Origin of the sequence: Pseudothauera nasutitermitis, from assembly GCF_004801295.1 — a bacterium.
In the GTDB taxonomy this organism is placed as follows: domain Bacteria; phylum Pseudomonadota; class Gammaproteobacteria; order Burkholderiales; family Rhodocyclaceae; genus Pseudothauera; species Pseudothauera nasutitermitis.
Genome location: NZ_SSOC01000002.1, coordinates 649,628 through 662,936 on the forward strand (window position 1 = coordinate 649,628; position 13,309 = coordinate 662,936).

Annotated in this window: 11 protein-coding genes; 4 read left to right on the forward strand and 7 right to left on the reverse strand. The window is 66.9% G+C overall.

Going from position 1 to position 13,309, the window contains the following annotated elements; all coding sequences use genetic code 11:
• Positions 1 to 5: 5 nt before the first annotated feature.
• The 4 genes from E6C76_RS07105 to E6C76_RS07120 all read right to left on the reverse strand — a co-directional run bounded on the left by E6C76_RS07105 (position 6) and on the right by E6C76_RS07120 (position 3,452).
• A complete protein-coding gene (locus tag E6C76_RS07105) occupies positions 6 to 764 on the reverse strand; it encodes an SDR family oxidoreductase (protein WP_136347528.1) in 759 nt (252 codons plus the stop codon).
• A complete protein-coding gene (locus E6C76_RS07110) occupies positions 761 to 1,717 on the reverse strand; it encodes an aliphatic sulfonate ABC transporter substrate-binding protein (protein ID WP_136347529.1) in 957 nt (318 codons plus the stop codon). The genes E6C76_RS07105 and E6C76_RS07110 overlap by 4 nt, the downstream gene beginning before the upstream one ends.
• Before the next feature lie 92 nt (positions 1,718 to 1,809).
• Entirely contained in the window at positions 1,810 to 2,616 is an 807-nt protein-coding gene (locus E6C76_RS07115; RefSeq protein WP_136347530.1) for an ABC transporter ATP-binding protein, read from the reverse strand.
• A complete protein-coding gene (locus tag E6C76_RS07120; protein ID WP_136347531.1) occupies positions 2,613 to 3,452 on the reverse strand; it encodes an ABC transporter permease in 840 nt (279 codons plus the stop codon). Before E6C76_RS07120 ends, E6C76_RS07115 begins: the two co-directional genes overlap by 4 nt.
• Before the next feature lie 484 nt (positions 3,453 to 3,936).
• On the opposite strand from E6C76_RS07120, the gene E6C76_RS07125 reads away from it, so the two are divergent.
• Positions 3,937 to 5,205: a radical SAM protein gene (locus E6C76_RS07125; RefSeq protein ID WP_136347532.1), complete on the forward strand. Its 1,269-nt coding sequence runs from the start codon at positions 3,937 to 3,939 to the stop codon at positions 5,203 to 5,205.
• A gap of 17 nt (positions 5,206 to 5,222) precedes the next feature.
• Complete coding sequence (locus E6C76_RS07130) at positions 5,223 to 5,699, forward strand: hypothetical protein (protein ID WP_136347533.1); 477 nt, start codon at positions 5,223 to 5,225, stop codon at positions 5,697 to 5,699.
• A 21-nt stretch (positions 5,700 to 5,720) separates the two neighbouring features.
• On the opposite strand, the gene urtE is transcribed toward E6C76_RS07130, so the two are convergent.
• On the reverse strand, positions 5,721 to 6,413 hold the full coding sequence (gene urtE, locus E6C76_RS07135; protein WP_136347534.1) for an urea ABC transporter ATP-binding subunit UrtE: 693 nt from the start codon (positions 6,411 to 6,413) through the stop codon (positions 5,721 to 5,723).
• Positions 6,414 to 6,541: 128 nt separating this feature from the next.
• Positions 6,542 to 7,435 (reverse strand): Dyp-type peroxidase, encoded by an 894-nt coding sequence (locus tag E6C76_RS07140; RefSeq protein WP_136347535.1) that lies wholly within the window; start codon positions 7,433 to 7,435, stop codon positions 6,542 to 6,544.
• Between the two features lie 276 nt (positions 7,436 to 7,711).
• Between E6C76_RS07140 and E6C76_RS07145 the strand changes: the two genes are divergently transcribed.
• Positions 7,712 to 9,835, forward strand: a complete 2,124-nt coding sequence (locus E6C76_RS07145; RefSeq protein ID WP_230976175.1) for a TonB-dependent siderophore receptor — start codon at positions 7,712 to 7,714, stop codon at positions 9,833 to 9,835.
• A 42-nt stretch (positions 9,836 to 9,877) separates the two neighbouring features.
• On the forward strand, positions 9,878 to 11,161 hold the full coding sequence (locus tag E6C76_RS07150; RefSeq protein WP_136347536.1) for an MFS transporter: 1,284 nt from the start codon (positions 9,878 to 9,880) through the stop codon (positions 11,159 to 11,161).
• A gap of 6 nt (positions 11,162 to 11,167) precedes the next feature.
• Here the strand turns inward: E6C76_RS07150 and E6C76_RS07155 are convergent, their stop codons facing one another.
• The gene (locus E6C76_RS07155) at positions 11,168 to 13,261 is read right to left on the reverse strand and encodes a S9 family peptidase (RefSeq protein WP_136347613.1); all 2,094 of its coding nucleotides are present in this window, start codon (positions 13,259 to 13,261) and stop codon (positions 11,168 to 11,170) included.
• Positions 13,262 to 13,309: the final 48 nt, after the last annotated feature.

Sequence of the window (13,309 nt, forward strand, 5' to 3'; positions counted from 1 at the left end):
GCCGCTCAGGCAGCCAGAAAGCCGCCGTCGCAAGGGATGATGGCGCCGGTTACGTAGTTGGAGGCATCGGCGGCGAGAAACACCGCCAGCCCTGCAAGGTCTTCGGCGACACCCCAGCGCCCCGCCGGGATGCGCGCGAGGATTCCGCCCTGCCCGTCGGCATCCGCGCGGATGGCCGACGTCATGGCGGTTTCCATGAAGCCGGGCGCGATGGCGTTCACCTGGATGCCGAGCGGCGCGAGGTCGTTCGACAGCGAGCGCGTCAGTTGCGCGATCCCGCCCTTGCTGACGCCGTAGGCGACCGCCTGGTGCGAGCCGATCGAGCTGCGGATGGAGGCGAGGTTGATGATCTTGCCGCGCCCCCGCACCGCCATCCCGCGGGCGAACGCCTGGCTCAGCAGAAAGGCGGCGGTGAGGTTCAGCGCCAGCACCGCGTCCCAGTCCGCGACGGGGAAATCCAGCGCCTCCCCGCGAATCTGCAGGCCGGCGTTGTTGACCAGAATGTCCACCCGGCCGTCCAATGCTTGGCGGGCGGCCTCGGCGGCACGCTGCAGTTCCTGCCGGTCGGCGAGATCCGCCTGGATGGCATGGGCCACCGCCGGCTCCTCCCCCGCCTGCACGGCCGGCATGGGCAGCCGATCGACGCCGGCCACGCGCGCGCCCGCCGCGCTCAGGGCGCGGGCGATGCCCAGCCCCAGCCCCCTGGCCGCGCCGGTGACGACGGCGTGGCGGCCGGCCAGATCGAAAAGCCCGCCGGGATTCACTGCGCGGCCGAGGTATCGACGAAACGCTCGACGTCGAACGCGTTGCGGATCAGCCGGTTCTCCAGCATGAAGGCCACGGAACGCTTCAGTTCATCCTTCACCGCGCCATCGACCTTCGGGGCGAACTCGGAACGCCCGAAGGCGATGTTCAACTGCTCCGGCGTGAGCCCGAAAATCGGCGCCAGCACGGCGGCCGCTTCCGCCGGCTGCGTGCGGATGAAGTCCGCGCCACGCTCCAGCGCCTTCAGATAGGCGCGGACGAACTCCGGATCCTGTTTGAGGACCGCCGCCGAGGCGATGACCGGATTGAGGTTGCTCTTCAGGCCCCGGCCATCGCGCAGGGCGCGCGCCTGCCCTTCGCTTTCCAGCTTGGTGAACACCGGGTCCCAGACCAGCGCGGCATCGATGTCGCCCTTGATCAGCGTGGTGCCCATGTCCTGCAGGCCGAGGTTGATGAATTCGATGTCGGAGAGCTTCAGCCCCGCTTCGGCAAGCACCAGCACCAGCAGTTCGTGCACGTTGCCGCCCCGCAGGGTGGCGACCTTCTTGCCCTTCAGTTCCTTCACGCTCTTGATCGGCGAATCCGCCCGCACCAGCAGCGCCTGCGCGCCACCGCCCTTGTACGCCAGCCCCACCAGGCGCGTATCGATGCCGGAGGCGTGGCCGGCGATGGCCGGCGAATCGCCGAGCGCGGCGATGTCGATGTTGCGCGAGGCAAAGGCTTCATTGACCGGGGGGCCGCCGGCGAACTGGAACCAGCTCACCTTGACGTCGCCGCGTCCGGCCGCCTTGAGTTCTTCTTCCACCCAGCCCTTTTCCTTGGCCAGCAGGATGCCCGCGTAGGGCACGAAGGGCATCACGCCGATCCTGAGCGCATCGGCCGCGAGTGCGCTACCCGCCATCACACCGGACACGGCCAGCGCCGCGACGAACCTGCCTGCTGTTTTCAACATCTCATTTTCCTTTCAATGCATTGAATGGGCAGCCACGGCCAAGGCCGCGGTCTGCGGTGGGCATCCGGGCACATTGCCGCAGGCCCGGTACTTCACTTCTCAACGTGGAAAAAACGCTCGTACAGCGAAAGGCGCATGGCGGCGAAGGCCGGATCGCCCCGGCCGCGGGGGCGCGGCAGGTCCACGTCCAGCAAGGCCGCGAGGCGGCCGGGACGGTTGGTCAGCACGGCGATCCGGTCGCCCAGATACAAGGCTTCCTCGATGTCGTGGGTGACCAGGATGGTGGTGATCCTTTCCGACTGGCGGATGCGCAGCAATTCATCCTGCAGTTGCAGGCGCGTCATCGCATCGAGCGCGCCGAAGGGCTCGTCCAGCAGCAGGACGCTCGGACGGTGCGCGAGCGCGCGGGCGATCGCCACCCGCTGCGCCATGCCGCCGGACAGCTGGTGCGGATAGGCCGTGCGGAAGGCCCGCAGGCCGACCAGTTCCAGCTTCTCGTCCACGATGGCGCGGCGCGCCGCCGGCTCCACCCGATGCAGAGCGAGTTCGACGTTCTGTTCGACCGTCATCCACGGCAGCAGGCGATGGTCCTGAAACACGATGCCGCGATTGAGGCGGGCCCCGGCCAGCCGCTCCTCTCCCAGGGCGACCTCGCCGGCATCGCCCTGCTCCAGGCCGGCGATGATCTTCAGCAGCGTGCTTTTCCCACAGCCGCTGGCCCCGACGATGCTGGTCACGCTGCCGGCCGGAAAGTCCAGGGTGATGTGTTCCAGCGCATGGACGGCGGCGCCGTCCGCGCCGGCATAGGACTTCGACAGTTCCTTGACCCGCAGGGTGGGCGCTGTGGCGGCGCCGGCGTCCGCCGCAGCGGGGCGCCCGGCCAGAAGCGTTGCCGTCATGCCGCCCCCAGCCCGTTGAACTGCGAACGCCAGCGGATCAGCCTGCGCTCCAGATAGCGCAGCGCGTCGTCGGTGATCTTGCCCAGCACACCGAGCGCGAGCATGCCCGCCAGCACCAGATCGGCCTGCGACACGGCCCGGCCATCCATGATCAGAAAGCCGATGCCGCTCGACGCAGCGATCAGTTCCGCCGCGACCACGCACATCCAGGCCAGCGCGAGCCCCAGGCGCAACCCGCTCATCACTTGCGGCAATGCACCCGGCAGCATGATCTTCAGAATGAACAGGCGGCGCGGCAATTCCAGCGCGCGCGCCAGTTCCACGTAACGCTTGTCGGTCTGGCGGATCGCATCCACCGTGCTGACCAGAATGGGAAAGAACGCCCCGAGCGCGATGATGAAGATCTTCGCCCCCTCGTCGATGCCGAACCACAGGATGGCCAGCGGAATCCAGGCGATCGGCGGCACCGGCTTCAGGATCTGGATCAGCAGATCGACGAAACGGTCGAGCGAATGGAAAATGCCGATCGCGATGCCCAGCGCCACCGCCAGCAGCGCAGCCAGCAGATATCCCTGGATCACGCGCTGCCCGCTGGCGCTGACATGGCGCCACAGATCCCCGGAATCGAGCAGATAGACGACCGTCTCCGCAACGTAGAGCGGCGAAGGCAGTAGCGCCGGAGAAATGAATCCCGCCCCCGAGAGCAATTGCCACAAGGCAATCAGCGCAAGCGGCAGGCCGAAGCGGTGCAGAAATGCCAGCAGCAGGCGCCTCGCCCTGGCGGGCAGCGCGTATTCACCGCGCAGCGCCAATTTGGCAATTTGGTTCGTGGACATTGTTCGGCTCGTTGAATCGGCAGAATGCGCGGCTTCCGGAATTTCCGGAGCAGCACGGTGGCAATTCTACGAACCGCCCCAAAGGACGAATTAGATTGGTTTTTGATATGGATAGCGGGAAAGAAGATGAAGCGGACGTTCGGGTACCGGCTTCGGCGTAAGCGTGCATGCAGGCGTGCCGGCGTGAAGTGACTTGTCCTTTCGCCATACGCCGAACCGGATAAAGCCCCAGCACGCCGGATCATTGATGAAAAGGGGAAACGCACGGCCCATCGGGAAAACCAATTCGGGATTCCTGCAATGGCCGCCGTACCGTTACGGCATGGCAATGCAACGCATCGCCGCTCATAAGCAAATCCGAATTCGTTCGTTTGAGACGGATTGCGCGAAATTACACTGCCGCCTACATCGGATCGGCCGGACCTGGGATGGCATATCGCCTTCCTTTCCGGCGCGAAGCGTGCAGCATTGGCCGGGGGTGCAAATGGGATTCGCGCAATTGAAGGACGTGGCGCCGGGACGCCGGGAGTTCAACGAGACGGTTTCCGGACATCCGGACTTCCCCCAACTCATCGCGCTCAAGATCGACGTCCAGCGGCGTGGCGTGCATTACACCGATCAGGCGCTTTCCATGGTCGATGCGGAAATCCACCAGCTGCGCAGCGCGAATATCTTCGGCACGCGTGACGCCGTATTGCGGCCGCAGTTGCCGGACTCCCTGCTGTTGCGCGACGGCACCAGCATCGTGGTCGATCCGTCCCCGCTCGACCACGACCCGTATTTCGTCGATCTGATCGACGGCCGCCTGTTTCTCGTCGATGCCGGCGAGGTGCTGGAAGAAGTGGATCTATGGCACAAACCCCGCTTCTACGACAAATTCACCCGTTCCGGCATTCCGATGAATCTCGTGGCCCAGGCCAGGCCGCAGCGCATCAATCTGTTCCTGTCGAGCTATTGCCATTTCTGGGCCAAGGACGACGGCGGCTGCAAGTTCTGCGACATCGTCAATTTCGGCAAGCAGCAAAAGAGCATTTTCGCCGGCAAGCCGAATCGTCCCCGCCCGGCGGACATCGCCGAGACGGTCCGGGAGGCGCTCAGGGAACGCGGCCGGTTCACCACCTTCTGCATCACCGGCGGGTCCGTGCTCAAGGGTGGGGAACTGTTCGACGTGGAGGTTTCCCACTACATCGAAACGCTGCAGGCCATCGGCGAGAACTTCTCCACCCGCAAGTTCCCCAGCCAGATCGTCGCCTCCGCCTTCAACGAGCGGCAACTCTCCCGCCTCTACGAGGAAACGGGCCTGAGCAGCTACACGACGGACCTGGAAGTGCTCGATGAAAGACTGTTCCAGTGGATCTGCCCCGGCAAGGCGGAGCACGTCGGCTACAAGGAATGGCGCAGCCGGCTGATCCGCGCGGTGGACATCTTCGGGCGCGGCTACGTGAATACCGGCATCGTCGGCGGCATCGAACTGGCCAGGCCGCACGGTTTCCGGACGGAGGCGGAAGGGCTCGCCAGAACGCTGGACGAGGCCGAGTTCCTCGCGGAAAACGGCGTTTCGACGATCCACACCGTGTGGGTGCCGCGTCCGGGTTCCACCTTCGGCGACCAGACGGCGCCTTCGCTCGATTACTACATCCGTCTTGCCAAGGGCCTGCATGCCCTCCGGGTCAAATACCGCCTGCGCGTCGATTTCGACGACTATCGCCGCTGCGGGAACCATCCGGATACCGATCTGGCCCGTCTTCTCTGATTATGGATGGCTCACCCATGACAAGCGCTGTCACTTCCGGCGTCGCCGCACTGATCAACGACCGCGACACCACCAAGGTGCTGGTCACCACCGATGCGTCGGGCGTTCCCCACGCGGCGGTCACCGACTTCGTCCAATGCGGCGAAGACGGCAGGATTCTGTACTTCGAACCCCTGGAGTCCTCCGTCGCCAACCGCAACCTGACCGCCAGCATCTGGTTCGACCGGCAGGTTTCCATCGCGCTGCGCACCCCGGCCGACGAGCGTTTCCACATCGGCGCACGGCCGCTGCGGGCGCTTGTCGCCGGGCCGGCGTTCCAGCGCCATTACGATGCTTTCAGGGCGCGCTTCGGCGACCTGGATCTGGCCACGGTGTGGGTGCTCCAGCCCGAACGGGTCGATGACCAGGACTTCGAGCAGGCCCGCAGGCGGCAGGCCGAGGACAGGCCGTTCTTCCAGCACCTGGACAGGATCGCCAGGCACGCATCGCCGTGATGGCTGCCCTGGCGCGGCGCCCTACACCGCCAGCGCCTCCCGCACCCCATCCACATCCATGTCCTTCCCCGCCCCGCGCATGACGATCTCGCCGCGCTCCATCACCAGATAGTGATCCGCCAGCGAGCGCGCGAAGTCGTAGTACTGCTCCACCAGCAGGATCGCCATCTCGCCGGTTTCCGCCAGGCTGCGGATGGCGCGTTCGATGTCCTTGATGATGGAGGGCTGGATGCCTTCGGTGGGTTCGTCGAGGATCAGCAGGCGGGGGCCGGCGGCCAGCGCGCGGCCGATGGCGAGTTGCTGCTGCTGGCCGCCGGAGAGGTCGCCGCCGCGCCGGGCCAGCATCTGGCGCAGCACGGGGAACATGGTGAAGATGCGTTCCGGCACGGCCTCGCCGCGCGGGCGGGTGGCGAGGCCCATCAGCAGGTTTTCTTCCACGCTGAGGCGCGGAAAGATTTCGCGGCCCTGGGGTACGTAGCCGATGCCGGCGCGCACGCGCTCGTAGGACGGCGCGCGGGTGATTTCCCGGCCGGCGAAGTCGATGCTGCCGCTGGCGGCAGGCACCAGGCCCATCAGGGTCTTCAGCAGCGTGGTCTTGCCCACGCCGTTGCGCCCCAGCAGCGTGGTGACCTGGCCCAGCGGCACCTCGAAGGACAGGTTGCGCAGGATGTGGCTGCCGCCGTAGTACTGATTGAGCTGGTCGACCTGGAGCATGGTGATGGGCATTCCGTGGGAGGGATACGCGGCGCCCGCGCATGGCGCGGACCCACGCATCGCAGACTACGGAATGCCCGGCGGCGCCGGAATACGCAGGATGGCGTAGCCGGTGCGCGGGGCGCGGCTCAGCGCCCCAGGGCGCGCAGGTCCAGCTTGCCGCCGGCCACCGGCGGACACCAGTAGTAGCCGCCGGTAAGCGGCCGGCTGATGCGGAACAGCGCATCGACGATGCCGTCGTCCAGCCCGGCCATGCGGCGCATCTGCACTTCGAAGGCGGTCAGCGAATGGCCGAAGGCGAGGAACATCAGCCCTGCCCCGCTTTCGTCGGCCCACGGCATGGAACGGCGCAGCACGAAGGCTTCGGGTTCGAAGCTTTCCTGCGCGGTGCGCTTGACGTGGGCGGAGGCCGGCGCGTCGTCCAGTTCTTCATTGTCGGATTTGCGCCGGCCCATGATGTCGTCCTGCTCGCCGGCGGGCAGCGCCTCGAAGCCGTCCAGGTCGTGGCGCCATTGCTGGATGGCGGCGAAGCTGCCGCCGAGCAGGCCGGCCGGGCTGTCGCTGACGCACACGGCAGCCACGGCATCCTCGCCTTCGGGGTTCTCGGTGCCGTCCTCGTAGCCGGTCAGGTCGTGGCCGTCGCGGTAGCGGAACACATCGGTGGCACTTTCCAGGCGCAGCGCCGGGGCCAGCGCGGCGCACAGCGCGCGGCCGCGGTGCAGCAGTTCGCCGCGATCCTCGCCGCGCAGCCAGCACCACAGCGCGTGCTGGGTGGAGGGCACATCCACGCCCGCGCCTTCCAGCGCCGGGAAGGCGCGCAGGCCGTCCAGCGGGCGGCCGAGGGCGTGCACCAGCGAGATGCCCACGCCGGCAACGACGTGCTCGCCATCGGCCAGCGAGGCCAGCGCGTCGAGCGCTGCATCGAGGGCATCGGCGGATTCCAGGGTGAAGAACAGGTGGCGGGCGAGCGGCGGAATGGGCGCCAGCACGCCCGGCTGACAGGCTTGGGATTCGGCGTTCATGGGCAAAAGGAGTGGGAACGGGAAAGCCCGCATTCTAACGTCCAAAGCTGCCCCACCGGCCGGAAAGCCGCGCCAGATGGCGCTCGGCGGCTCGGCCCTGGCTTGACGTTCGAAGCAGGCCTCAAACAAGCGCCATCGATCCTTCTTCCTGATTTGAAAATGATTCTTGCTTACATATAGAATCGCCACCTGCACATAACGACAAGTTCCAGGCCAGCAAGGTCTGGATCGCCCCATCGACACGCCCCTTACATCGAGCGTCGGCAGGAGAGAAACATGCGGAAACCAAGCTATTCACCCATTGTGTGGGCGACTCTGGCCGCGACGGCGGCCATGGGCCTGGCAGTGCCAAGTCATGCGCAAGCCCCCGCCGCGACCTCCAGCGGCACGGGAACCCAGGAGGAAAACACGCCCGCCGCGACGGCGGCCGGCGCATCATCGGCGCAGACGCTTCAGGCAGTGACCGTGGTCGGCACCGTCGACGACCTGCAAAGCCTGGACTTCTACGCGCCCAATTCCAGCGCCGTGATCACGCGGCAGGACATCGAGGAACAAGGGGCCCGCAAGCTCGACCAGGCCCTGCATTACCAGGCCGGCATCCTCGCCGAGCCTTTCGGCGCAGACAACAAGGTGGAGTGGTTCAAGATCCGCGGCTTCGACGCTTCCGTCTCGCTGGATGGCACGCCGACCACCCCGAACGGCTACTTCGTCTGGAAGCCCGAAATCTTCGGCGTCGAATCGGTCGAAATCCTCAAGGGCCCCAACTCCCTGGTGTTCGGCGCCTCCGAGGCGGGCGGCGTGGTCAACCTGGTCACCAAGCGCCCCCACAAGAAGGAATCCCTGCTGCTGAACGCGGAAATCGGCAGCCGCGAGCGCCTGGGGGTGGGCGTTGATTACAACGGCATCGCCAACAGCGACGGCTCCGTCTACTACCGCATCGTCGCGCAGGCCCGCCGCCAGGACGGCATGCAGCGGCGCACCGACATGAAGAGCTACTACCTGGCACCCAGCGTGACCTTCGATTTCAGCGAGCGTACCTCGCTGACCCTGCTGACCAGCATCCAGCACGAAGACGGCCGCCCCACCAACGGCTTCCTGCCGGCCTACGGCACCATCATCAAGACGCCCCATGGCCGGATCGACCGGCGCCTCAACGCGGGAGAGCCCGATTTCGACCGGCTCAAGCGCACGCAGACCAGTGCCGGATGGCTGCTCAGCCACCAGTTCGCCGATGACTGGACCTTCACGCAGAACTACAAGTTCTCCCTGCTGGACATCGACCAGCGCAACGTGTTTGCCTGGAGCTCGGACGGCAACCGCGAACTGCTGCGCGGCTACACGTTCACCGACGGCGACACCAAGAACCACTACATCGACAACCGCGTGAGCGGCAGCCTGCGCCTGGGCGATGCGGTGGAACTGCTGCCCACCTTCGGCATCGACTACCTGAAATCCGACACCTCCGGGCAGAACAACGGCTTCGGGTGGGCGCCCAACCTGGACATGTTCAGCCCGGTGTATGGCGCGCCGTTCGCGGTGGACAGCACCCCGTACAAGCTGGATTCCAAGCAATTGGGCGTGTATGCCGCCGCCCAGTTGCGGGTGGGGGCGAACTGGAACTTCAACGCCGGCATCCGCCACGACCGCGCCAAGAGCCACGGCACCATCAGCAATGCCGATTCCCGCTACGACGTGACCCACAACAGCGCCAACGTCGGCGCCATGTACATCAGCGAGCACGGCATCTCGCCCTACGTCAGCTACTCCGAATCGTTCAAGCCCGTCGCCGGCGTCGATGGCTATGGCAACACCTACCAGCCCTACGAAGGGCAGCAGACCGAGGTGGGCATCAAGCTGGAACCGTCGTGGCTGAACGGCACCATCACGCTGGCCCGCTTCGACGTCGAGGAAAAGAACGCGCTGATCTCGGATGCCTCCAACATCCAGACGCAAAGCGGCAAACGCACCAACAAGGGCGTGGAGTTGCAGGGCGATTTCAAGGTGACGCCCAACACCACCGTGAAGGCGTCCTACACCCGCAACAATTCGCGCCAGGACATCACCGACACCCTGACCGTGCGCACGCCGCTGCTGCCCAAGCACCAGGCCAGCCTGTGGGTCAGCCACCGCTTCGACCTGCCCAACAGCCAGGGGCTGACCGTGGCCGCCGGCGCGCGCTACAACGGTTCGACCGAGGACCAGCGCTACTACCCCGGCGAGCGCATCCCCAGCTACACCCTGTTCGATTTGCTGGCGCGCTACCAGATCGACCGCGATTGGGCGCTGCAGCTCAATGCGCGCAACCTCACCGACAAGACCTACGTCAGCGGTTGCGACTTCTATTGCTACTACGGCGGCGAAAGAACGGTCGACCTGCAGCTTCAATATCAGTGGCGCTGATTCTCCGCCCGGGCCATGCCCGGGCCTGTCGAAGGGCAGCCCATGGATAGGCCCGTGGCGTGGAGCCTGCCGGGCCTGTTCACGGTCGCTTTCCTGGGCATCACCGCCGGCGTGCAGATGAGCGACATGGGCCTGCAGGCCATATCGCTTTCCGCCATCCAGCAGAGCTTCGGCGTCGGCGATGCCACCCTGGGCGCCCTGCAGGGGCTGGCGGGCGTGCTGGTCGGCAGTGCGCTGGCCGTGCCGCTCGCGCGCTTCGCGGATCGTTTTTCGCGCAAGCGGGTGCTGCTGTGCCTGATCCTGGCATCGACCGCGATGATGGTGCTGAGCGCGCTCGCGCCCAATTTCCCGCTGTTCTTCATCGGACGCTCGGCGGCGGGCATCACCGAGTTCGCCATGGTGCCGCTGGTCTACTCGATGATTCCCGATCTCGCGCCGGAGCGGCACCGCGTGGCGGCCAACCTCAGCTTCGCCGCGCTGATGGCGGCCGGGGCCAGCGGCGGGTTCTATTTCAGCGGCGCCATTCTTGCCACTGCGGCCGATCTGTTTCCCTGGGCCATGGAGCCGTGGCGCAAGGGCTTCCTGCTGCTGTCCATGGCCGGCGTGCCCTTGCTGCTGCTTGGCGTGCTGACGGCCGACCCTCCCCGGCGCAGCGGGCCGGCAGACCATGCGGCCCCCGCGTCGCTGCGGCTTTTCCTGCGGCAGCGCTGGCAGGCCATCGGCCTGTTCGTCGGCGTGGCGGGCTGCCTGATGATTGCCGTGCAGGCACTCAACCATCTGATCGCACTGGCCCTCGAACGGCGCTTCGATGCGCTGCCCGCCGACATCGGCCAGGCCATGGGCGTCATCGTATTGATGACGACCGTGGGCTGCCTGCCCGTCGCCGGCCTGCTGGACCGCATGCTGGGGCGGCGCTTCGGGCGGGCGGTGCGCCCCTTGATCATGGGCGCATGCGCGCTGGCCGCCGCGCCGGTGATCCTGCTGCTGACCTCCACGCGCACGCTCGACCATGCCTTCGTGGTCGTGGCGGTGTTCCTGTTCGTGACCTGCACGGCCAATGCGCTGGTGCCCACCATGCTGCAGGATCTGGCGCCGGCCACCCTGAGGGCACGCTGCTTTGCAGTCTGGAGCTTCGTCGTCTCGGTTTTCAGCGCCGCCGGCCCCTTGCTGGCCGGTACGCTTTCGGACTGGATCTTCGATCGGCACATGCTGAATGCGATCACCGCCACGGCCCTTCCGGCGCTCGCGGTGTCGGCATTCTGCGCCATGCGGTCGTTCGCGCGGACGCGCAAGGAGCAGACGATGCTGGCCGGTCAGCCGGCCTGATCCCGGTCAGGCCGCCGCCACGCAGTGCTGCGCGAAGGCCCAGAACAGCGCCGCCTGGGCAAATTCGCTGTCCAGGTCGTCGTTCTGCTGGTGGCCGCTGTCCGGGTTCAGCGCCAGTACGGCGGGACTGCCGCCGGTGGCGTGGTGGCGAATGTTCGCCACCAGTTTCGCCGGCTCCCAGTACGGCACGCGGTCATCCTTCAAACCGGCGGTGCACAGCACCGGCGGGTAGGCCGCCGGTTTCACGTTTTCATAGGGCGAGATGCCGGCGATGTAGTCGTAGGCCTGGGGATCGGCGAGCGGATCGCCCCAATCCGGACGCAGCAGCGGCACCAGCGGGTGGTCGGCATCGCTCATGGTGTTGAGCATGTCGACGAAAGGCACCTGCGCAATCACGCCGGCCCACAGCTGCGGCGCCATGTTCATGGCGCCGCAGACCAGCAGCCCGCCCGCCGACACGCCCTGGGCCACGATTCCGCCCGGCGCGGCATAACCGATCTCCTGCAGATGCCGTGCGCAGGCGATGAAGTCGGTCATCGAGTTGCGCTTGTTCATGCGGCACCCGTCCCGATACCAGCGCCGGCCTTTTTCCGAGCCGCCGCGCACGTGCGCGATGGCATAGCGGAACCCGGCATCGACCAGCACGGTTGCTGGCAAGGAAAAGCGCGGCTCGCTGGAGATGCCATAGGCGCCATACCCCGTGAGCAGCAGCGGCGCAGCGGCATCCGCATCCCGGCGGGAAAGCACCGTGATGGGGATGGTTTCCCCATCGTCTGCACGCGCGTACAGACGCTCCACCCGGTACGCCGCCGGGTCGAAGCCGCTCAGACGCTCCTGCCCGACGACGGTGCATGCCCCGTCGGCAAAACCGACGTCGATCCAGCGCGGCGGGCTGGCCGGCGTCTGGTGCACGATGCGCACCTGCCGGGCTTCATAGCGCTGGGCGGGGGCGAGTTCGATGGCGTAGGCCGGTTCGTCGAAGGCGACCGTCACTTCTTGCCCATCGGGATGCATCAGCACCAGGCGGTGCAAGCCCTCCACGCGTTCGAGCCGCACCAGCACATCGGCAAAGGGCAGGACGGCAAGAATCGGCATGCCGGCACGGTGCGGCACCAGTTCGCGCCGGACGGCGAAGGTCGCCGGATCGAGGCACAGCAGCTTGCCGTCGATGGCCCCGTCGGCATCCGTCCGCATCAGCAGCGTATCGCCCCACTCATTCACTTCGTAGCGGATGCCGCGCCGGCGTGGCCGCACGATGCGAGCCGGGGCGGTTTCGGCATCTGCGGCGATCAGGCGGACCTCGCTCACATCGGGGCCGCCGAGTGTCAGCGCGACGAAGCCGTCGGCGGCCGTGCGGGCCACCTGCATGAAGATGGCGGGATCGTGCTCCTCGTACACCAGCACCGCCTCGCCGCCCTCGACGGACGAGCGATACAGACGGGCCGGGCGGCTGTGCGCATCGCGCCAGATCCAGAACAGATGGCGGGACGAGGGCGAGAAGGTGAGACCGCCATAGCCGAACGCATCGGCCTGTACCACGGTGCGGACGATGCCGCTGTCCATGTCGAGCAGGCAGATGCGGTGGCGATCGTCGCCGACCACGTCCTCCGCCCAGGCGAACCAGCGGTCGTCCGGGCTGTGCTGGTGATCGGTGGCGCGATAGTAGGCGTGGCCGCGCGCGCGCCCGGCCTCGTCGAAGAGCAACTGTTCCTGCCCGTCCGGCCCCACCCGGGAAAAGACGCGGTGCGAATGGCCGGCGGGGAGTTTGAAGCGGTAGCACCAGCCTTGGTCCGACGTGGGCAGCGGTGCGCTGATCTCCGGCGCCCTGGCCGCCATGCGGGCACGGAACTCCTCGATGCCGGACGCCAGCGGACGCAGGACCTCCCGCGCATAGCTCATCTCGGCTTCCAGGTGTTCGCGCAGCGGCGCGGGCAGCAGATCCAGCGTGCGCGAGCCCGCTTGCGGAACGAATTTCATCCAGGCATAGGCGTCGCTGCGCGTGCGCCCGAGCTGCCGGATCTCCCGCTCCTCGCGCGGTGCCAGCGGCGGAGGAGGCTCGGGCCAAAGGGCCGCGGGCCCGGATGACGGGGCGGAAGGCATGGACACGATGAATGGGGCCGCTGTGCCGTGGAAGAAAGCGGCATTTTA

Bases quoted from the DNA above. Each gene is read 5' to 3' on its own strand.
- E6C76_RS07110 (WP_136347529.1), bottom strand. From the start codon at position 1,717: ATGTTGAAAACAGCAGGCAGGTTCGTCGCGGCGCTGGCCGTGTCCGGT.
- E6C76_RS07115 (WP_136347530.1), bottom strand. From the start codon at position 2,616: ATGACGGCAACGCTTCTGGCCGGGCGCCCCGCTGCGGCGGACGCCGGC.
- E6C76_RS07120 (WP_136347531.1), bottom strand. From the start codon at position 3,452: ATGTCCACGAACCAAATTGCCAAATTGGCGCTGCGCGGTGAATACGCG.
- E6C76_RS07125 (WP_136347532.1), top strand. From the start codon at position 3,937: ATGGGATTCGCGCAATTGAAGGACGTGGCGCCGGGACGCCGGGAGTTC.
- E6C76_RS07130 (WP_136347533.1), top strand. From the start codon at position 5,223: ATGACAAGCGCTGTCACTTCCGGCGTCGCCGCACTGATCAACGACCGC.
- urtE (WP_136347534.1), bottom strand. From the start codon at position 6,413: ATGCTCCAGGTCGACCAGCTCAATCAGTACTACGGCGGCAGCCACATC.
- E6C76_RS07140 (WP_136347535.1), bottom strand. From the start codon at position 7,435: ATGAACGCCGAATCCCAAGCCTGTCAGCCGGGCGTGCTGGCGCCCATT.
- E6C76_RS07145 (WP_230976175.1), top strand. From the start codon at position 7,712: ATGCGGAAACCAAGCTATTCACCCATTGTGTGGGCGACTCTGGCCGCG.
- E6C76_RS07150 (WP_136347536.1), top strand. From the start codon at position 9,878: ATGGATAGGCCCGTGGCGTGGAGCCTGCCGGGCCTGTTCACGGTCGCT.
- E6C76_RS07155 (WP_136347613.1), bottom strand. From the start codon at position 13,261: ATGCCTTCCGCCCCGTCATCCGGGCCCGCGGCCCTTTGGCCCGAGCCT.